Source organism: Streptomyces sp. NPDC093260 (genome assembly GCF_040683715.1).
GTDB classification, from domain to species: Bacteria; Actinomycetota; Actinomycetes; order Streptomycetales; family Streptomycetaceae; genus Streptomyces; species Streptomyces sennicomposti.
Genome location: NZ_JBFBEK010000005.1, coordinates 1 through 19129, shown reverse-complemented (window position 1 = coordinate 19129; position 19129 = coordinate 1). Strand labels below are relative to the sequence as shown.

The following is a 19129-nucleotide window of genomic DNA, read 5'->3' as shown; positions in this document are numbered from 1 at the left end:
GACAAGCTCTCGCATTCCCTGCCAAGCCGTCCGAAACGCCTCGGACCTACCTCCCGTACCGTCTCGATCCGGAAGGTGCTGCAGTGCGATCCATCTGGAACGGCGCCATCTCGTTCGGCCTGGTCAGCATTCCGATCAAGTTGATGAACGCCACCGAGCACCACACCATCTCCTTCCGTCAGATCCACACGGAGGACGGCGGCCGCATCCGCTACCGCAAGGTGTGCGAGCTGGAGGACCGCGAGGTCAGCCAGGGGGAGATCGGCAAGGGGTACGAGGAGTCGGACGGCAGCATCGTCCCGATCACGGATGAGGACCTGGCCCATCTGCCCCTGCCGACCGCGCGGACGATCGACATCGTGGCGTTCGTCCCGGCCGACCGGATCGACCCGCTCCAGATGGAGAGCGCCTACTACCTGGCCGCCAGCGGCGCCCCCGCCGCCAAGCCGTACACCCTGCTGCGCGAGGCCCTCAAGCGCAGCAAGCGGGTGGCGATCGCGAAGTTCGCGCTGCGCGGCCGGGAGCGGCTGGGGATGCTCCGGGTGGTGGACGACGTGATCGCGATGCACGGCCTGCTGTGGCCGGACGAGATCCGCGCCCCGCAGGGGGTGGCCCCGGACGTGGACGTGACGGTACGCGACCAGGAGCTGGACCTCGCGGACGCCCTGATGGACACCCTGGGCGAGGTGGACCTGTCGGAGCTGCACGACGAGTACCGCGAGGCGCTGGAGGAGGTCATCGCGGCGAAGGCGGCCGGCGAGACGCCGCCCGAGACCCCGGAACCGGCCCCCGGCGGCAAGGTCCTCGACCTGATGGCGGCCCTGGAGAAGAGCGTCCGGGCGGCCAAGCGGTCCAGGGGCGAGGAAAGGGGGGCGGAGGCGACCGCCGAGGGGGAGGGGGAGGAGGCGGCGTCCGAGCCGGAGTCCGAGGCCGAGGTCAGACACCTCCCGCGCCGCAAGACCTCCCGCGCCGCCGAGGAGAAGCCGGCCCGCTCCGCGCCCAAGAAGTCGACCGCGAAGAAGACGACCGCCAAGAAGACCACGGCGAAGCCCGAACCGAAGAAGACGGCGTCCACCGCCAAGTCCACCGCCAAGTCCACGGCCAAGAAGTCCACGGCGAAGAAGACTCCCGCCAAGAAGACGGCGGCCCGCAAACGCACGGCGTGAGGGGCGCTCCGGCCCCCGGGTTCCGGGGGCCGGGGGAACGGGCGCAGCGCGCCGCCCCGATCCCTGCGCCCCACTCCTTCACCCCCACCCCTTGTCGCCCTACACCCGCCGCAGCGCCAGTACCGCGTTGTGGCCGCCGAAACCGAACGAGTTGCTGAGGACCAGGTCGCCCGCCGCGGGCAGCGGGCGCGGGGCGCCGGTCACCACGTCGAGGGCGATGTCCTCGTCCACCTCCGCGCACCCCACGGTGGGCGGGACGATCCCGTTGTGCAGGGTGAGCACGGCGGCGACGGCCTCGACACCCCCGGCGGCCCCCTGCATGTGCCCGAGGTGCCCCTTGAGCGCGGTCACGGGCACCCCCGCACCCGCCCGCGCGCCCTCGCCGAGCACCGCCCGCAGCGCGCCCGCCTCGGCGAGGTCGCCCTCCTTCGTGGCGGTGGCGTGCGCGTTGACGTGCACGACGTCGACGACGTGCCCGCCCGCGTCCCGCACCGCCCGCCGCAGCGCGAGCGCGACCCCGCCGCCGCTGGGGTCGGGCGCGGCCATGTGATGGGCGTCGGCGGACAGCCCCCACCCGGCGGCCTCGCAGTAGATCCGGGCGCCCCGGGCCCGCGCGTGCTCCTCGGCCTCCAGGACGAGCAGCCCGGCCCCCTCCCCGTTGACGAACCCGGCGCGGTCCTTGGCGAAGGGCCGTGACGGCGAGACGCCGTCCTCCAGCCCGAGACCGGACAGGGCGCGCATCGCGGCGAACGACGCCATGATCGCGGGCGTGACGACCGCCTCCGCGCCGCCGGCGAGGGCGACGTCGACGCGCCCGTACCGTATGCGGTCGATCGCCTGCCCGATGGCCTCGGTGCCGGAGGCGCACGCGCTGGTGACGGTGCGCGCCTCCCCGGTGATGTGCAGGTCGAGGGAGACCTGGGAGGCGGCCTGCGAGGGCACGGTCATCGGCGTGGTGAGCGGGGACACCGCGCGCGGCCCCCTCTCGCGCAGCTTCCGGTCGCCGCCGACCAGCACGGAGGCGTCCCCGAGGATGGCGCCGAGGCTGACCCCGACCCGTTCCGGGTCGAGCCCGCTCTCCCGGGTGCCGCCCTCGGCGAACCCGGCGTCGTTCCAGGCCTCGCGGGCGGCGAGCACGGCGAACTGCGCGGACCGGTTCATCCGGCGGGCCGCGGCCCGGGGCAGCAGTTCGGCCGGGTCCACCGGCACGACGCCCGCGGTGCGCACGGGCAGCTCGGCGAACTCCCCGTCCGTCAACTCCCTTATGCCGTGCCGTCCTTCGAGCAGTCCCCGCCAGAGCTGGTCCACGCCGGCGCCGAGCGGGGTGACGGCCCCGAGGCCGGTCACGACGACCCGCCGGGGGGCGACCGCGGCGGGCTCACACGCCGGCCGCGCGTGATGGCGTACGACATGGCCCGCGCGGTCGGCGTCGGCGGCCCAGCCGCGCACCACGTCGTCGGTGACGGTACCGGCGGTCCGGGAGTCGAGGTCCCGGTGCCAGACGCCCCACCGCCGCCGGTACGTCACCTCGACGCCCTCCGGGTCGACGGCCCGCAGCCGGGTCACGGTGTCCCCGTCGCGGAACTCCACGGCGTCCAGCAGGGGCGAGGTCACGGCCGGCACGGCCGCCACGTCCATCCGCCGCCCGGCGACGACCACCTCCTGGCCGCGCCGCCACACCTCGTCGCGGTCCGCTCCGCCGAGCGGCGGCCGCAGCGTCACGCGGATCGTCTCGGGCGACTCGGGCAGGGTGTGCATCACGACACACCACTGCCGCGCCTCGGCGGCCTCCCGCGTCAGCGCCACGAGATCGCCGGGGACGACCTCGGCGGCGGTCACCGGGTGGGGATGCATGGGGACTTCTGGCATCTCGGATGAATAGGACATACCCGTACTTCTTCCTGGCTGCTTCCTGTGACCCAACTGCCGTAAGGCGGACCAGGACGAGTGAAACGGGCAAAGGGCCGGAAAACCACGGAAATAGAGATGGGTCCCAAACAGGACGTCTGTACGAATACCCGTAAATCGCCCGGACAGTACGCGAGTTGGGTCACGGATCGCATCGGGATGTGCGCCGGGTCACGCACACTCGGCCCGTGAGGCCGAGAGCGGTCCGCACGCGCGCCCCCGCCGCGAGGTGAGAGCCAGGTCACCGACGACGGGACGCCCGAGGCGAGACGCGGGTCACGGGCGCACCGCCCTGAGTGAGATGACCGGTTGACCGATATGAGCGATACGGGAGGGATGGCTGAGGTGACTGAGAGCCAGGTCACTGCAAGGGGCCCGAGTCCGGACCCGAGCCCGTCGGGCCGGGAGGCGGCGTCGCGTCACACCGCGGCGGCGGCCCTCCGGGCCCGTACCTCGGCGGCGTACCCGGCACCGATGACCAGCAGCGCGCCGGCCAGCGCGAGGGAGAGGCTCGTCCAGTTGATCCAGGTGTAGGAGGGGTCGCTGGAGTAGACGCTGCCGTCGGCGCGCACGCAGTCGAAGCGCAGGGGGAGGTAGGAGGACCGGTGGTGGCTCAGGCCCCGGACGGTCTCCGGACCGAAGCCGTCCCGGCAGGCCGGGGCCGGCACCGAGTCGGCGCCGTCGTCGAACTGGGACTCGGAGGCCAGGACCCCGAAGAGACCGAGCGAGTAGACGGCCGCCGCCCCGCAGCCCGCGAACAGCGCCCCGCGCCGCAGCAGATGCGACGCCCACGGCTGGGGCCGCCCCGGCAACAGCATCGCGAGGACCCCGAACAACGAGATCACCGCCCCGACGGCGCACAGCGCGCACACGGCGAATCCGACGAACACGAGCCTCACGTCCTCACGCGCGGCAGAGGGACGAGCACGGACCCGCATCGACACGGACCCGCACTGACACGGACCCGCATCGACATGGCGCCGACCGACACGGACCCGCCCGGCGCGGCGCCGACCGGCCCGGGCCTGTTCGGCCAACCCCACCAGGACCGAGGCGGAACCGTCTGTGGCCCAGCTCACCCCTCCCGTCACAGCCCTGTCACGACACCCCGGCCGACCGCCGCCCGCGGGCACCGGACGGGCCCGGTCGGCAGCCGAGCGCCGAACGACCCCTTCCGCCCCGCTCCGTGAGCACTGCAGTCACTTGTGCGCGGCGCGTCACTCTGCGTCGTGGCGTGAGATGGCCGGGACGGGAGATCCCCCGTGTCCGGTCTGTGTATCGGTGGGGCATCTGTGCATGAGATGACCAAGGGCTCGAATGTCTCTCTGGGAGCCCTGAGCGAGAACGTCATCCGCAGCGTGGACGACGCGGTGCACCGTTTCCGCACCACCGTGGTCCTCCACCTGGACCGCCCGGGGCCCCGCCGCCCGAAGGAGGGAACGCCGGCGGCCTGACCCGGGCGGCGACCGCCCCGGCCGCCGCCTCCCGTCTCCCAGGCCCTTATTCGTCGATGAACCCGGTCCCGCCCGGTCCGGCGAAGACCAGCTGGGTGAGCGGGGGGCTGTGGTCCGCGGTGACGGTGACCCGGTAGAGGCCCGTGTCGGGAACGGAGACCGTCGCGCGCAGCCGGTCGTCGCCGTCCGTCTGTACGCGGGCCGTCCTGCTGTACTCGGAGTCGACGGCCGACACGGAGCAGGTGACGCCCGCCGGGTCGTCGGTCCCGGTGACGGACACGTCCCACCTGGCGGCGGCCCGGACGTAGTCGGGCACCTGAAGTCCCAACACCCGGTCGGCCTGCTCCTGGCCGAGGTGGTCGTCCTCCAGGAGGAAGGAGGAGACCGCGACCTGGGCCTGGGAGCCGCTCGCCAGTGCCCCGTGCTGGGCGGAGATGTTCTGGGTGTTGCGGGCGGGGGAGGCGGAGGGTCGGTGGACCGTCCCGTCGCCCTTGCCGGGGAACCGCAGGGGGCGCCCGTGGGCGTCGCGCTTGAGTTCCCCGTCGCCGTCCGCGCGGAAGCAGTACTCGGAGGCGTGGACGACGCCGGAGACCAGCCGCATCGACTGGACGGTCGCCTGGCCGACGCCGGCGATGGGCCGGAGCCCGGGCAGCGGATCGCGGGCGAGGGTCTCGAAGAAGTCCTGCGACGCCTGGAAGAGGTCCTTGTCGCCCCCGAGATCGGCGACGTCCGCGGGCGTGAGGCGACGGACGGTGTCGTCCTCCTCCAGGCACAGGAAGCGCGGCAGCAGGTCGTGCACCCCCGGCATGGTGGCGGCCGCGGCGGCGAGCCGGCCGTGCGGCAGCGGGATGGGCGCGCCCTGGACGGCGTTGAGGATGTTGGCCGCGACCACGGACCCCTGATAGGGGGTGCCCAGGGTCATGACGCCCCGGGTGTCGTCGGCGAGGTCGCCGTCACCGCCGAGGGAGAGGGCCGCACGGGTGACCAGCCCGCCCATGGAGTGGGCGATGAAGACGAGACGCGCCTCACGCTGGTCGACCGCGTGCGCCCGGGCGGCCGCCTGGGCCGGGTGCGCGCGCCAGCGGGTGAGGTGCTCGCGGGCCGCGGTGGCCAGGGCGCGGGCATGGGCGGCGACGGGCAGACGCCAGTCATAGGGGAAGGTGAGGACCGCCTCGGGGTGCGCGACGGTGTTCCCGATGGTCCGCAGCAGCTTGTGGTAGGGCTCGAAGCCGTTGAGGAACGGGCTCCAGACCGGGGTCCTGAGCAGTCTCGGGGCGACGACGCGGCCGTAGTGGCCCGCCAGTTCGTCGGGGGTGAGCTGGAGGGGCGCCAGCCCGGAGCGGGTCAGCCAGGCACGGGTGAGCCAACGGCTGTTCGCCAGCCCCCACACCACGTCGCCGGTGCCCGTGTCCAGCAACTCGCTCCCCATGATGCCCGGAACGACGACGACGGCGTCATGGGTGACCTCGGGAAGTGCCGGTGGCTCCAATCCGTAGGAGTGAGTGGGGAGATGGCCCTGTGCCCGCTGAATCATGCCTGTCACACTAGTGAGATGGGGCACACGGGGGGCGAGGTTCAGGAACAACTCGCAGTGGCCGCAATGGAGGACGACCGGCCCGTCGGCCCGCGGACACTGCTGACCGTCGCCGTCCGTGACTACGAGGACGACGACGAGGACGAGGCGGAGGAGTTCGCGGCCGGCATCGACGAGCAGCTCGAGGTCGTCGGCCAGTGGTGGGGCCCGGGCGGCTCGTTGCCGCCGTTCCACGCCGTGCCCCCGCGTGCCCTCAAGAGCCGCGACGACGTCGAGGACCTGCTGCGCACCGAGGGCGTACGCGGGATGCGGGGCCACGCCCTGGTCCTGTTCATCACCGGACACGGCATCGCCGCCACCTCCGGCACCCACTTCCTCAAACTGCCGGAGACCGAGCAGGGGCGCTACCTGGCCACGGCCGTGCGCACCAGCGACATCATCGCCGCCGCGCTCGACTCCCACGTCGAGAACGTCCTGGTGATCGTCAACGCCTGCTACGCGGCCCGACTCGACACCGAACTCTCCCTCCTGGTCAAGGACCTCGGCCAGGACCGGCGGGAGAAGAGCCGCCTTGACGTGCTCGTCACCTGCGCCCACAACCGCACCATCGAGGTCCGCCGCTTCCCCACCACACTGCGCGGCGTGTACGAACGGCTCCGCACCAAGTCCGGCATCACCACCCCGTACCTGACCGTGGTGGAGTTCATGGCCGAGTACGAGCGCGAGCTACGCCACGCCGACCGCGAGCGCTACCGCCTGCGGCGCCTGGTGGACGGCAGCGGACTCGAAGCCCCCAGCCCCTGCCTGCCCAACCCGGGGTACGTGCGCGCCCGGGACCTGATCGGGGCGAGCCCGCGGCAGGCGACCGCGGCCGACGGCTACTGGCTGGACCGCGCCACCGGCCGCACCCAGGAGAGCGACGCCGGGTGGTACTTCCGGGGGCGGGACGACCTCAACCGGCACATCGCGACGTTCCTCGGGCCCCGGCGCAGGCGAGGCGTCCTGCTCATCACCGGCAGCACGGGCAGTGGCAAGTCCGCCGTGATCGCCCGCGCCGTCGTGCTCAGCGACCCGCTCTTCCGCGAGGACCCCCTGTACAAGGCGGCCGCGGACCTGGCGGCCGCCGACACGATCCCCCCGGAGGGGTCGGTGACCGCCGCCGTCCTCGCACACCGCCGCAACGCCGCCCAGGTCGCCTCCGACCTGCTGCGCGCCCTGCGGGTCCGCCCCGCCCCGGTGGGGCCGGCCGACGACCCGGTGCAGCGCTGGTCGGGCCAGCTCCACGACTACGTGCGCGATGCCGGGCAACCGGTCACGCTGGTGATCGACGGGCTGGACGAAGCCTTCGAACGTCACCGCATCGTCCACGACGTGCTGGCGCCGCTGAGCGGGTTCTGCGCGCCGTCCCCCGGCGTGCCCGGCCAGCGGACGGACGACGGCCCACCGGCGGCGCGGCCCGCGGCGCGGCTGCTGATCGGCATCCGCTCCACCCGCCCCTCCTCCCGCCCCGACCCGTCGGCCGCCGGCGACGAACACGAACTGCTGCAGGTGCTCAGGCAGGTCTTCCGCACCGCCGAGGTGCAGCGCACCGACGGCGAGGACGCCCGGCGGGACATCGAGGAGTACCTGCACGCCCTGATCAGCGCCGGCGGCCACCGCGGCACGGCCCGGGCCGCCGCGCGACTGGTCGCCCCCGTCCTCGCGCCGTCCTTCATCGACGCCAGGGTGGCGGGAGAGCACCTGCGCAAGGCCCGTGATCCGGCACAGCTGGCCGCGCATCCCAGGTGGCAGAAGAGACTCAGGCAGGGCATCCGCGGCCTGCTCGTCCAGGACCTGCGGCTCGTCGAGGAGGACCAGGACGGGCTGCCCCGCGACGTCGCCCTGGCGTTGCTGCGGGCCGCCGCCTTCGCCCAGGGAGCCGGCGTCCCCTGGTCGGACATCTGGCCCCAGGTCGCGGGGGTCTTCCTGCGGCGCCGGCTGCCCGCCGACGAATGGGACACCATGATCGCCAGACTTCTCGCCGGCCGGCTCAGCGGCTATCTCGCCCACGACCACGAGGACAACCGGCTCGTCTACCGCCCCGCCCACGAAGCCCTCGTGGACCTGCTGACGAACACCGACGACGACCTGGCCGACGACGACCTCCCGGCCGACGACGTCGCGTCCGACGCCGGGAGCGAGCAGTGAGCGACCCCATCGAGCGCAGCGGCCACAGCGAGATCCACCGCCGGATCGCCGAGGCGCTGGCCGAACTCGTACCGGACGACTCGACCATGCCGCCGCACCCCTACCTGCGCCGGCACCTGGCCGAGCACGCCGCGCGGGGCCGTGTCCTCGACGACGCCCATGTCCCGCCCGCACTGCTGCCGTGGGAATCGAGTCTCGGGGTGCGCCGGCTGCTGGCGACACACCCCACCGACGCCGCCGGAAGCCAGTGGCTCCAGGCCTGGGCCCGGCTCGAGCCGTTCGTGCGCGACGTCGACCCGCTGTCCCGCGCGACCAGCCTCCGCCTGGCGCGGCACACCACCCAGGCCACCCCCGCCGGGGTGCCCGAGCCCCAGGCGTTCGACCGGTCACCGGTGACCCCCGTCTGGAGCGAGGGGGCCGCCCCGGACAACGTGTGGCTCGTCAACGAGGTCGCCGTGACCGCGCTGGCCGCCGTCGACGCCCCGTACGACCGCGCCCTCGTCATGGCCGGCGACGACCGCGGCTTCCTGCACGCCCTGCGCCACGACGGCAGCAACGCCTACGCACCGCTGCGCGTCCACCGCGGTCAGATCACCCAGTTGCTGGCCCTGCCCGGCGGCCTGGTGGCGACCGGCAGCAGCGACGGCTCCGTCACCGTCGTGGACGCCCTGCACGGCCGGCTGAAACTCCGGGCCGTGCCGCGCCGGCCGGGGACCTGGGTCAGCTCCCTGGCCCTGCACCGGCCCGCACACCACACTCCGGCCCTGCTGGCGGCGTTCAGCGACGGGTACGTCGCCGCCCTCCATCCGGTCGTGCTCCGCCCCGTGGACATCCCGCTCCCCCGCCTCACGGACAGCCCTCTGCTGAGTCCCCTGCCGATGCCAGGTGGCGGCCAGGGGCTGCTGTGCGCCCAGCGCGACAGCGTCCACTTCTACGACGGCCGCCGCACCCGGCTGCTCTCGGAGCACCGGGCGCGCGTGCGCGCCGTCGCCGCACTGCCCCGGCCGGGCCGGTACGCCGTGGCCGACGAGGACGGGAACCTCTCCGTGCACGACGCGACCCGCTCCGGGGACACGGTCGACCGGGCGCCCGGCAGCGGTTCGGCCATCACCTCGCTGCTGCTCACCCGGGTCGACGAGGGCTGGGCCCTGGTGACGGCGTGCGGCGACGGCAGCGCCCGCCTGTGGAGCCTGCCCGGTCTCGAACCCGTCGGCAGGCCGCTGCCCGCCCACACCGCCGCACTCAACGCCCTCACCTGCCCGACCGGCGCGGCCGGACCCCGCCTGATCACCGCCGGAGCCGATGCCACCGTACGGAGCTGGCCCCTGACCGCACGGACCTTCCACGACGCCCCCGAACGCCGGGACCGCATCACGGCCAGCGCCCTTTCCTCCACACAGCCGCATCTCCTGGCCACGGCCCGGGGCGGCCGGATCGCCGTCGGGGACATCCACCGCTCCACCGATCTCCGGACCGTTCACGAGGGGCAGGCGGTGACCGCTCTGGCCTGGCCCCGGCTGAAGGGCCGGCTGCATCTGGCGGTCGCGCTGGAGGACAGCCGGATCATCCTGCTGGACCCGGCGAAGCCGCACGGTGAACCCGTGCTGGAGCTGCCCGGGCACCATCTGCCCGCGCTGACGATGGTGCCGCTGAACGGTGTCGAACTCCTCGCCAGCGGCAGCCCAGACGGCCGGGTGTGCGTGTGGGACCTGCCGTCCGGCCGGCGCCTGGCTCATTTCCCCGACCATCAGTTCAGCGTGCGCTGCCTGGCCACCCAGTACCGCCGCCGGCACGGCTTCCGGGTCGCCTCCGGCGGCAGCGACGGCAACGTACGGGTGTGGGACGTGCGGACCCTCCAGCAGTGCGGTCCGACCATCAGGTGCGGACAGCACTTCGTGAACGACCTCGCCTTCGCCCTGGGACCCGACGACGAGTCGCTCGTGGCCAGCGCGGGCCAGAACGGGACCCTCAAACTCTGGCGGGCCGACACCGGCGAGCAGACCGCACAGCTCAGCCCCGGTGACGGTGAACTGACCGCGGTGACGTCCCTGACCCTGCCCTCCGGCCGCCGGCTCTTCGCCGCGGCGGGCAGGACCAGCATCCACCTGTGGGACCCGGACGCGGACCGGCGGCTGCTCCAGATCGTCACCGCGGAGCCCGTCGGCACCCTGAAGACCGCCCGTGACCACACCCGCGAAGGGGCCCTGCTCCTGTTGGCGACCGGTGAGCGGGAGACCTCCGTCTTCCGGTTGGATCACGACCGTCTCTGAGGACCGTGCGCCTGCCCTATGCGCCCACGCACTGCGAATGCGCCCCGTGCGCTCCCCCCAACAGCCCTGAGGAGCGGCAGCGGTTCGGGAGAATGTTCCGCCCAGTGCCTGGGGGCCACGACTGTTCGATGAGTCACCCGTCATACCTGTGACACCCGTAACACGCGAAACCGGTGAGGAGCCATGACCGCTGCCTTAACCCGATCCGCCGGCCGCCCTGGTGGTCCGGTCCCCGTGACGGCCGACGGCGACGCCCGGCCGTCCACCACGGCGGCCGGCCGGGACGGAGGACACCGCCGATGACGACGCCTTCCGTCACCAGCGTCCCCGCGCCCCCGGACGGTGTGTGGCGCCTGGGCTGGGCCCACGACCCCGTCCGGTACAACCAGGTGGAGCCCGATACGTTCAGCGGTTCGTCAGCCGGCCGCTTCAGCCTCTTCTCCTACGGCATGCTCTACTGCGCCAGCGATCTCGCCGGCTGCTTCGCCGAGGCACTGGCGCATTTCCGGGTCGATCCGGTGATCCGCGCCCTCATGAGCGACGCCGAGCCCAACTCCGACCTCATGGGGATCGGCCAGGTCCCTTCCAGTTGGCGGGACGAGCGCATCCTCGTCCGGCTGGTCCCGACGGCGGAGGCGGCCTTCCTCGACGTCGACTCCGAGGACACCAGGAAGGCGCTGGCCGACGAGCTGGAGGCGGAACTCGCCAAGTGGGGCGTCACCGGCCCCCTCACCGACCGCGACATCTACGGCAGGGACCGCCGTATCGCGCGCCAGATCGCCGCCTGGGCGGTGGCCCAGCGCGACAGCGAGGGCGGCCAGAAGTACCAGGGCATCACCTACCGCTCGCTGTACGGCGGGTGCCAGTGCTGGGCGATCCTGCGCGACACGCCGCTCAGGGAGGAGGAACGCCGCGCCATCCGGGCCGAGACGGCCGAGTTGCAGGAAGTGGCGCGGGAGTACGGACTGACCGTCAGGTGAGCATGTTGCGTCAACTGGACGTATCCACCATCACTCGTTCAGGTCCGCCCGGCGTTCCGCGCGTCACACTTCAGCAACCCGCGTGGCCCGCATAGTGCCAGGTCAGCGATGTTCGAGCGGCACCGAAGGGGGGATTCAGGGGTGTTTTCACCGGGGAAAGCCATGGATTTTAGAGCTGCAAAACGGGTACCATCGACCCAACAGCCAAGAGGGGGACCGATGTTGGGAAGATCGATAGGCCGGTTAGCCGGGCTTGGACCGCGATCAGAGCACGTCGCACCGAGTACGTTCCTGCGCATCTGCGCCTCCTCCAGGCCGACACAGTGTGCTGCCCATCGCAGCGACCCGGACGCAAGCACGCGTGGCGCTCCCCGCCCCAGCTGAACCCCCGCGGTCACCACCACACACAGCCTTCACGCCGCGCACGGCGTGACATCTCCCGCTCCACAGGCGACACCAGCGAGCGGTGAGGAAACGAGGAGACCATGTCCACTCAGCGAGAGATCACCGCCGAGGACCGAGCCCACCGCGACACAGCAGAGCTGGGCATCCCCGAGATCGCCCGCTTCCTTCAGGAACAGTTCAGCCAGCGCACCGTCGCCTACGTCGCCGGCATCGAGGACGCCAAGCAGGTCGGCCGGTGGTGCCGGGGGCAGAACAACCCCCGCTTCGACTCCGAGTTCCGCCTGCGCACCGCGTTCCAGGTCTTCCGGTACATCGAGGAGTGCGAGAACCGGCACGTCGCACGCGCCTGGATGATGGGGATGAACCCCCAGCTCGAGGACAGCTCCCCCCTGCAGGCCATCGCCGACGACCACTTCAAGGAAGTCATGGCCGCAGCCCGCTCCTACCGCCAGGGCGACCTCTGACAACACCTACGCCGCCGCCGGCGTATTGCCCGCTCCCCGGGGGGACGCTCGGGGCCCCACCCGACTCGAATGACTCGAAACTCAGGGCCAGACATCGTGAGCGCCCGAACCCGCACACCCCTTCCCGGGCTCGCTCGGGGACGCGCCCAGCTGTACCCGCACGGAAGGCCCTGCTCCTCTCGGCGGCACCGCTGAGGAACAGGGCCTTCGGCAGGTCGAGCGGTGCTCGTTCGCCGTCCCGTCCGTCCCTCGACGGAGCTGTTGGAAATGGCTGGAGAAAGCCCGGCCAAGTCGGCTGTGCCGCAGCCGAAACGACACTTCCAGGTCGCGGCCCGGTAGGAAACGGCTGCTCCCGGCGGCATCCGCCTGCACATACGACAAGACCCCGCACTCAGCGAACTCGCTGATGGCGGGGTCTTCGGCACACACAGTGTGCCCCCGGCAGGATTCGAACCTGCGCACACGGCTCCGGAGGGGGCTTGCACCCTGAGAGCGTTCGCAGCTCAGGGCCTTGGAGCGACCCAACTGGCCACCTTCAGTCCACAAATGGGCCACGCAGCTCACGGCGGCCACCCTAAAGTGATCTCTGTGACTGACGAGCAAGTGAGCACTACACAGGATTACGTGGTGAGCACCGAGGTCGTCCGGTGGGCGATCGATACGCTGACCACCCGCCGGATTCACCCGTTCTTCCTCGCCTATCTCTACCTGCACGGGCTGACCCCTGATGAGGGCGCTCCCACGCCGGTGATGCCCATATGGACGGATTTGGGCAAGTATCTAACGATGCCTGGCGGTCCACCTAAGAAGCCCTACTATCGCCCCCTTTTTCAGGAGATAAGCAAGCCCGAGCGTTACTGGCTAAACGCAAACCTTGCTGGCAGCTATGCGCCCAGTTCCCTTAGGCAAGTGCCGAGACGAATTGTGGATGTCAGTGACGATGGTCACTTCCTTCTCAAAGAAGACAGCGCAACGCTGGTGCTGGAGCACTTGCTCTATGGCGAGCCGGCGCTCCTTCTGGCCCTGAGTGCTTTCATGCTGCGCAACTACGGTTTCAAGTCGGACGAAGGTCTCCCTAACGAATGGCATCTGTGTTCGTTGTTTCTCGCTGAGTTCAACTTCCGACAGGGTGAAGGGTCGTTCCTTTCTGGAGACGCTGCGGTGATTTTCACGACGGAACACAATGCGCTACCGATGACTGAGATATTTACACCCCTGGTTACGCAAGACTAAGGACGGGACGGGAATCACCTTGTCGACAACGATGAGCCTCAAGCCGATTCGTATCCTTACTGCGGATGACTTGGGAATTGGTATTGCTGCGGCGACTGCCGGGCATGCTTCGAACCGCCCTGATGAGCCTGAGGTGGGCATCGATGACCCTCTTGCCGTAGAGGCTCTATGGCTTCTGGAAAGGTTTGGAGGCATTATCTATACCGGGCCTCCTGGTACGGGCAAGACCTGGACTGCAAATAAGGTGGCCAAAGCGCTAACTCGTGGCGACACATCTAGGATTAGGTATGTGCAATTTCACCCTTCCTATCAGTATGAAGACTTCATGCAGGGATTCAGGCCGCTCAAGGAGGGCGGCGGCTTCAAGATGGAAGATGGGCACTTCGTCTACATGTGCAAGGAAGCCCAGCGTGATCCTAAGCATAATTATGTTCTGGTGATCGATGAGTTGAGTCGAGGTGACTGCGGCAGGATCTTCGGCGAGGCTCTTACCTACCTTGAAACCTCGAAGCGAGACCTCCCCTTCAAGTTGGCTTCTGGTGAGGAAATCTCGGTACCGAGGAACCTAGTGGTTCTGGCTACGATGAATCCCCTGGATCGCGGGGTGGATGAGGTTGATGCCGCATTCGGGCGGAGGTTTGCTCAGGTTTCGATGGAACCGAGCAGGAATGCTCTGCAGCAGTTCATGGAAATTAGCGGGCTCCCGGAGCCGTTGGCCGAAGGGGTGCTGCGATTCTTTGATTTTGTCAACAGGCGTGCACGGTCCAATCCGCACGCCGCTGTGGGGCATGTCTTCTTTCATGATGTCAGCGACGCAGATTCGTTGCGTGCGGTTTGGGAGTACCAGCTCCGCTTTCTGTTGGAGAAGGCGTTCAGGCTCGACCAGCAGGGCTTCCGAGAAGTCCAGGGTCGGTGGCAGGCCATCTTCCCGCCTGAGGAAGGCGACCCGGTCGAGGAGGTCTCGGTGCAGGTATCTGCCGGTGGGCAAGTCGACGCGGAACAAGCGTGATGCCGTACTCAGCCACGCCTCGTGTAATCCCGTGTTCTGAACAAGGCCAGATCGACCTTGCACTAAATGAGCTCATGGACGCCTCTGGTGGTCTTATGATCAATCCGGAGATTAGCAAAAAGGATTTCCTAACTGTTACTTTTCGCGGCGGAAAGCTTCGCCTTCAGGCTCGCGGTTTCATTGGGTTGATCCCGTTGAACGAGAAGGTTGCCATCTTCGTAGAGCCGCGTGTTCCCGTTTCTAATCTCACCCGGATGGCGGAGATTTCCGGATCTAGTCGCCTGCCGCTTCCTGTAATTCGTGCTTATGAGACCGGGGATGCAAAAGAAGAACTCCTCCTCGACCTCTACTCCGCAGCACTCATCCATCATGTGGAGCGAGTCGTGGAGGGGGGACTATTTCGTGAATATCAACGAGTTGAGGAGGAATCAAGCTTCCCCGCCGGGCGCCTTCTGGTCAATCAGACCGCTCGACTGCAGGGGCGGGGCGTGACACATAGGGTGTGGTCGAGCCATTTCGAGCGGACTGCGGACAACGCGGCTAATCGGTGTCTGAAGTATGCACTCTGGAGACTAGCTCAACAGAGTCAAGATCCGTCAGTGCCTAGCGTCAAGCGGAATCGACAGCAGCTGAATAGGCTTTACGGCGCCTTCGATGGCGTCCCGCTGGATCATTCACTTCGGTTCCTGGACGACGATTTCGTCACTGGGCGAAGAGACCTGCCATCCCTTCGTGCGTATTACAGAGATGCTTTGGACGTAGCCAGGGCTGCTTTGCTGCAGCGGAAGATATTTCTGGATCGTTCCAAGGGGGGAGTGCAACTTCCCTCCATCGTGTTCGACATGAACGATCTGTTCGAGAGATATGTTCGGCGAACCTTGGAAATGCACGGCGCTGGCGCTGGCTGGTCCGAAGTCGTGGCTGATGGCAACACTACGGCCAGGCGCGTCTTGTTCACGCACCACCGAAATGTCGGGTCGGAAGTGCATAAGCTCGACTATGCCGACTCCTTCGCTACTCCCGACATCGTAATTCTTCGCGAAAACGGTCAAGATGTAGCATGCGTGCTGGACGTGAAGAATAAGCTCGTTAAGCGACGCTCAGATCGTGATGGCGAGGACCAGGTCATCGCGTATGCGCTGCGGTATGCCACCGATCGAGTGGTTCTTGTCCATCCAGCTCAGGAGAATCAAACGGCAGGGATGTATAAAGTTGGGGACGTTGGCGAGGTTAGCCTGTTTCAGTACCGAATCAACTTGGCTGCAGATAATCCCGAAGTCGAAGAAAGGAACTTCGGAGATGCTGTCGCCAAGCTCATTGCTTCGTGAGTGCTAGTCCTTAATCGGGACGGGGTTGAGGTCGATGCCGATGACACTGCGCCTCATGTCGTATGCGGCGTTTAGCGTCGTGCCTGTACCCAGGAACGGGTCCAGCACTGTGCCGTGGGTCCAACTGTCATGGCCACAGTCAGTCCAAGCCACGGTCCGCTTTGGGGCGAAGGTGAACTCTCGAAAGTAGCCGCCCAGAGCCGCCTTCGCCTCCGCTGCTAGCTGGCGCACGTGCTCAGCATTGCGACCGGTTCCAGTCTGTACATGGAGTGCCTTGCCGGCATCGGAGATACCGGTAGCTTGAATGGCTGCGATGTGCGCTGCTGTGAGTCGCTTCTCTCGCGCAAGCTCCATCGCACGCTTAGCCTGTGGGCGTGAAGCGTCGAGTTCGGCTGTTTTCTCCACGACCCTCTCGCGGGGGCGTCCGCACTCGGTGCAAACTACGAGAGGGCAGGCCAAGGTGACTGCTCGTTGGACGATTTCGCTAGGGAATGGCGCGAGATGGCGAGCCATGTTGCGCTCAAGATCAATGTCCCAGACGTCACCCGGGTTATCGAGGTCCCAGTCCACCTTGGAGATCGGGCTTTCCTCATCCCAGAGTGAACTACCCTCCTCGTAAGGGATATTGCGAAAGTCCCACACGTCTCCGGGATTAGCCGTGCTGCCTGCTCGTCCGTACTTGCGAGCGTACGCAAAAAGATCGTAGTAGTAGGAGCGCTGCGGGGTCAGGTGAATGATGTATTCGTGCCGACTGGCCAAGCGCGTCTGTACGGGATCGGGCATGCCCCGAGTCTTCGCCCAGATGATCCGATTGCGGATGAGCCAGCCAGCGTCTGCGGCTGCTGCTTCAATCCGTCCTGGAATGCCTGCGAGAGACTGGTTCTTCCAGGTGTCGCCCACATTCAGAAACACGGAACCAGTGGGACGCAGCACACGCCGCCACTCAGTGAGGCAGTCCATCATCGCTGCCACATAGCCTGCAGGGTCGGGTTCCTGGCCAATCTGGCCAGCGACCTTGTAGTCACGCTTCTGCCAGTACGGGGGAGACGTGACCACGAGATCAACTGTGTTGTCATCCAAGGGGATGTGCCTAGCATCCCCCTGGATGACACGGCGTTCAGGTCGTCCAGGTGCCTCAGGGTCGGCGACGGCCAGCCGGGCGTCCAGCTCGCCTACTGCGTCCCTAGCGGGGGTGTCGACCTCAAACAGTGCCTCACTGCTCTCCGTTCGGCTGGTCCGCGGGAGCACGACTCGGGCAGCCGTGCGCGTTGCGTCCCCGTCCGTAGCGGAGGTGTCTTGAGAGGCCATGCGGCACCCTTCCTTGCTTCTACCTAGATCCCGACTCGAGAGGATACCAAGCGGTGCAGACACCGGATGGTGTCGTGCATGGCCTGGCCGATGCCTGCGTGCGGGCCGGGCATGGGTTTTGGAAGGGGGCTGAGCAGAACTGCGCTCATCAGCGGTAGGCGCCGAGCCCGGTTCCGTAGCTGATTCGCCAGCACTCGCGCTGACCGCCACCTTAGGAGTGTGATCAGGTGCTGGTCCGCGCGCTGCCCCCCCGTCGCAGTGCTGACGACACATGGGCGCTTTGTATGGGCGCCGGAGAGCCGGGGGGCTCAGTCGTGGAGGCCGAGTTGAGCGCGAAGTGATTTTCGGCGCCCAAGGAAAAGGACTTGGTCCTCGATTTTCTGCAGCGCTGCAATGAGCTTTTGTCCTTCGAATGCCACTTGCTTCAACCGTTGATCCTCGTGTTCCTGGCTGGATGCCATTCGAGTCTGCCACTTATAGTGCACAAACCCATTTCTTAGTTCCATGAGGTCGGTCATGGTGCGTATGATGTCTTTCTCGATTGGTGTCGCACCCAATGACGTCCACACGTCTTTCACCTTCAGATGGAAGCTACAGCTGCGGACCAGCGCCATCGCTACTCCTTCGGGGACGTTAGAGCGGCGACTCAGGCTGATCAGGATATTGTTTATCCAATGCTCGACCCACGTGGCGTAGAAGAGGATTGAAAACCAGTACTCCTCGGCATCCATGGCCTCGGTCGCCTTGAGGAGTAGGTCTCCAGAGTAATCGGTCACCCAATAAAATTCGTCGTCGGGTGCATCTTCCCGTTCGTTCGCCGAGTCGCGGGACTTTGGTTCATTGAGGATGCCGAACAGCGCAGCGCTCACTACTTCCTCGTCGGTCATCCCTTCTATATCGATTGCGCCGCTGTTGATGCATCTATCTACGACTCCCCACGCTAGCCGTTTCCCAACTTGCTTATAAAGCGATAGATCGAGCTCATCCATAAGACGTAGTGTGGCATTCGCCCCCTACAGGAGTCAGCCGAATAACGATGTCGGGGGAGTTTCATCGATCCAGTCAAGCCCCGCCGCGCTCGGATCCTGGAGCACCAGTTTGGAAGATCGCGTACGTGGATCCGGTCCAGTTCGCTGACCTGCGGTTTTCGGGCCATTCTCCGGTGTTCCCCGCTACTCCCCGCCGTTCGCCGCCCGATCGGGCACGTGGGAGACACGGTGCATGCTCACCGCCCGCTGATCCGTGACCTACGGCTCACCCCAGTCGAGGACGCGCATCATGCTGTGAGCTGGCACCATGGGTTCGCGAGGTCAGTGGAGCGTTTCAAAGAAGTGATCAAGACTGACCCTCATCGGGTGGCATGAGGCGTTGCTCGTACAGAGACAACAGGTTCAGGGCCGCCGCACAGGCGCTGATGTAGTCGATCGCAGCCGAGCTTTGCACGCTGCCACCGTGTGTCACTTCGTTTCGCAGTCGTGAAAGCCCCGTGATCACCTCAGCAACATCAGCAGGCAGTCCAGAGGCCATCAGAAGCGCCAGTTGACTTCGGGCCGTCCGGGGACGGTCGACTGCCTCCCCTCTGGCGTGGGCTGCGCGAATGGTCTTCCGCACCAACGACTGCAGTCGCATGTCAACTTCGCGGTAGGCGGCCATGATGGCAGCCTCCGGGTGCTCGCGCGCCATGGACCGCAGCGCATCCATGGGCGCGGCAGGGGAGGGAAATACGGATTGAAGTAGCTGTTCCAGCTCTGCTTGCATGGCGTTGACTAAGGGCTTGCAGATCATTAACCTCGATCTTGCATGACGGTCCGCCGACGGAGTCGGTGGACCGTTTTCGTACCGTGGGCTGTGGCGGGGCAGGCTGAGGTCCCGAGTGTCGTCTC

At 67.9% G+C, this 19129-nt stretch carries 15 protein-coding genes; 9 read left to right on the top strand and 6 right to left on the bottom strand.

The genetic code is table 11. From position 1 onward, the window contains the following. Nucleotides 1–83: 83 nt before the first annotated feature. On the top strand, nt 84–1166 hold the full coding sequence (locus AB0N63_RS08070; protein ID WP_365525729.1) for a Ku protein: 1083 nt from the start codon (nt 84–86) through the stop codon (nt 1164–1166). A 99-nt stretch (nt 1167–1265) separates the two neighbouring features. Here the strand turns inward: AB0N63_RS08070 and AB0N63_RS08065 are convergent, their stop codons facing one another. Then, complete coding sequence (locus AB0N63_RS08065; protein WP_365525726.1) at nt 1266–3053, bottom strand: beta-ketoacyl-[acyl-carrier-protein] synthase family protein; 1788 nt, start codon at nt 3051–3053, stop codon at nt 1266–1268. Nucleotides 3054–3493: 440 nt separating this feature from the next. Then, nucleotides 3494–3964 (bottom strand): hypothetical protein, encoded by a 471-nt coding sequence (locus AB0N63_RS08060; RefSeq protein WP_365525723.1) that lies wholly within the window; start codon nt 3962–3964, stop codon nt 3494–3496. Between the two features lie 411 nt (nt 3965–4375). On the opposite strand from AB0N63_RS08060, the gene AB0N63_RS08055 reads away from it, so the two are divergent. Continuing rightward, nucleotides 4376–4528 (top strand): hypothetical protein, encoded by a 153-nt coding sequence (locus tag AB0N63_RS08055; RefSeq protein WP_365526455.1) that lies wholly within the window; start codon nt 4376–4378, stop codon nt 4526–4528. A gap of 46 nt (nt 4529–4574) precedes the next feature. Here the strand turns inward: AB0N63_RS08055 and AB0N63_RS08050 are convergent, their stop codons facing one another. Continuing rightward, on the bottom strand, nt 4575–6062 hold the full coding sequence (locus AB0N63_RS08050; RefSeq protein ID WP_365525720.1) for a hypothetical protein: 1488 nt from the start codon (nt 6060–6062) through the stop codon (nt 4575–4577). 66 nt (nt 6063–6128) lie between these two features. Between AB0N63_RS08050 and AB0N63_RS08045 the strand changes: the two genes are divergently transcribed. From AB0N63_RS08045 to AB0N63_RS08015, 7 genes are all read left to right on the top strand, one after another. Further along, nucleotides 6129–8249, top strand: coding sequence for an AAA family ATPase (locus AB0N63_RS08045; RefSeq protein ID WP_365526404.1), 2121 nt, complete (start codon nt 6129–6131; stop codon nt 8247–8249). Then, nucleotides 8246–10519 carry a hypothetical protein gene (locus AB0N63_RS08040; RefSeq protein ID WP_365525718.1) on the top strand — a complete coding sequence of 758 codons (2274 nt, stop codon included), beginning with the start codon at nt 8246–8248 and terminating at the stop codon, nt 10517–10519. Before AB0N63_RS08045 ends, AB0N63_RS08040 begins: the two co-directional genes overlap by 4 nt. A gap of 299 nt (nt 10520–10818) precedes the next feature. After that, on the top strand, nt 10819–11499 hold the full coding sequence (locus tag AB0N63_RS08035; protein ID WP_365525715.1) for an RES family NAD+ phosphorylase: 681 nt from the start codon (nt 10819–10821) through the stop codon (nt 11497–11499). A 485-nt stretch (nt 11500–11984) separates the two neighbouring features. Continuing rightward, nucleotides 11985–12368 carry an XRE family transcriptional regulator gene (locus AB0N63_RS08030; RefSeq protein ID WP_365525713.1) on the top strand — a complete coding sequence of 128 codons (384 nt, stop codon included), beginning with the start codon at nt 11985–11987 and terminating at the stop codon, nt 12366–12368. 588 nt (nt 12369–12956) lie between these two features. Beyond that, on the top strand, nt 12957–13601 hold the full coding sequence (locus AB0N63_RS08025) for a hypothetical protein (RefSeq protein WP_365525711.1): 645 nt from the start codon (nt 12957–12959) through the stop codon (nt 13599–13601). A 31-nt stretch (nt 13602–13632) separates the two neighbouring features. After that, complete coding sequence (locus AB0N63_RS08020) at nt 13633–14610, top strand: AAA family ATPase (RefSeq protein ID WP_365525708.1); 978 nt, start codon at nt 13633–13635, stop codon at nt 14608–14610. A 95-nt stretch (nt 14611–14705) separates the two neighbouring features. Continuing rightward, complete coding sequence (locus tag AB0N63_RS08015) at nt 14706–15938, top strand: hypothetical protein (RefSeq protein ID WP_365525705.1); 1233 nt, start codon at nt 14706–14708, stop codon at nt 15936–15938. A gap of 3 nt (nt 15939–15941) precedes the next feature. Here the strand turns inward: AB0N63_RS08015 and AB0N63_RS08010 are convergent, their stop codons facing one another. The 3 genes from AB0N63_RS08010 to AB0N63_RS08000 all read right to left on the bottom strand — a co-directional run bounded on the left by AB0N63_RS08010 (nt 15942) and on the right by AB0N63_RS08000 (nt 19031). Next, nucleotides 15942–17018: a site-specific DNA-methyltransferase gene (locus AB0N63_RS08010; protein WP_365525702.1), complete on the bottom strand. Its 1077-nt coding sequence runs from the start codon at nt 17016–17018 to the stop codon at nt 15942–15944. 536 nt (nt 17019–17554) lie between these two features. Further along, the gene (locus AB0N63_RS08005) at nt 17555–18235 is read right to left on the bottom strand and encodes a hypothetical protein (RefSeq protein ID WP_365525699.1); all 681 of its coding nucleotides are present in this window, start codon (nt 18233–18235) and stop codon (nt 17555–17557) included. A gap of 346 nt (nt 18236–18581) precedes the next feature. After that, nucleotides 18582–19031, bottom strand: coding sequence for a hypothetical protein (locus AB0N63_RS08000; RefSeq protein WP_365525696.1), 450 nt, complete (start codon nt 19029–19031; stop codon nt 18582–18584). Nucleotides 19032–19129 lie beyond the last annotated feature (98 nt).

Bases quoted from the DNA above. Each gene is read 5' to 3' on its own strand.
- AB0N63_RS08055 (WP_365526455.1), top strand. From the start codon at position 4,376: ATGACCAAGGGCTCGAATGTCTCTCTGGGAGCCCTGAGCGAGAACGTC.
- AB0N63_RS08015 (WP_365525705.1), top strand. From the start codon at position 14,706: ATGATCAATCCGGAGATTAGCAAAAAGGATTTCCTAACTGTTACTTTT.
- AB0N63_RS08030 (WP_365525713.1), top strand. From the start codon at position 11,985: ATGTCCACTCAGCGAGAGATCACCGCCGAGGACCGAGCCCACCGCGAC.
- AB0N63_RS08035 (WP_365525715.1), top strand. From the start codon at position 10,819: ATGACGACGCCTTCCGTCACCAGCGTCCCCGCGCCCCCGGACGGTGTG.
- AB0N63_RS08005 (WP_365525699.1), bottom strand. From the start codon at position 18,235: ATGGATGAGCTCGATCTATCGCTTTATAAGCAAGTTGGGAAACGGCTA.
- AB0N63_RS08065 (WP_365525726.1), bottom strand. From the start codon at position 3,053: ATGTCCTATTCATCCGAGATGCCAGAAGTCCCCATGCATCCCCACCCG.
- AB0N63_RS08000 (WP_365525696.1), bottom strand. From the start codon at position 19,031: ATGATCTGCAAGCCCTTAGTCAACGCCATGCAAGCAGAGCTGGAACAG.
- AB0N63_RS08020 (WP_365525708.1), top strand. From the start codon at position 13,633: ATGAGCCTCAAGCCGATTCGTATCCTTACTGCGGATGACTTGGGAATT.
- AB0N63_RS08050 (WP_365525720.1), bottom strand. From the start codon at position 6,062: ATGATTCAGCGGGCACAGGGCCATCTCCCCACTCACTCCTACGGATTG.
- AB0N63_RS08045 (WP_365526404.1), top strand. From the start codon at position 6,129: ATGGAGGACGACCGGCCCGTCGGCCCGCGGACACTGCTGACCGTCGCC.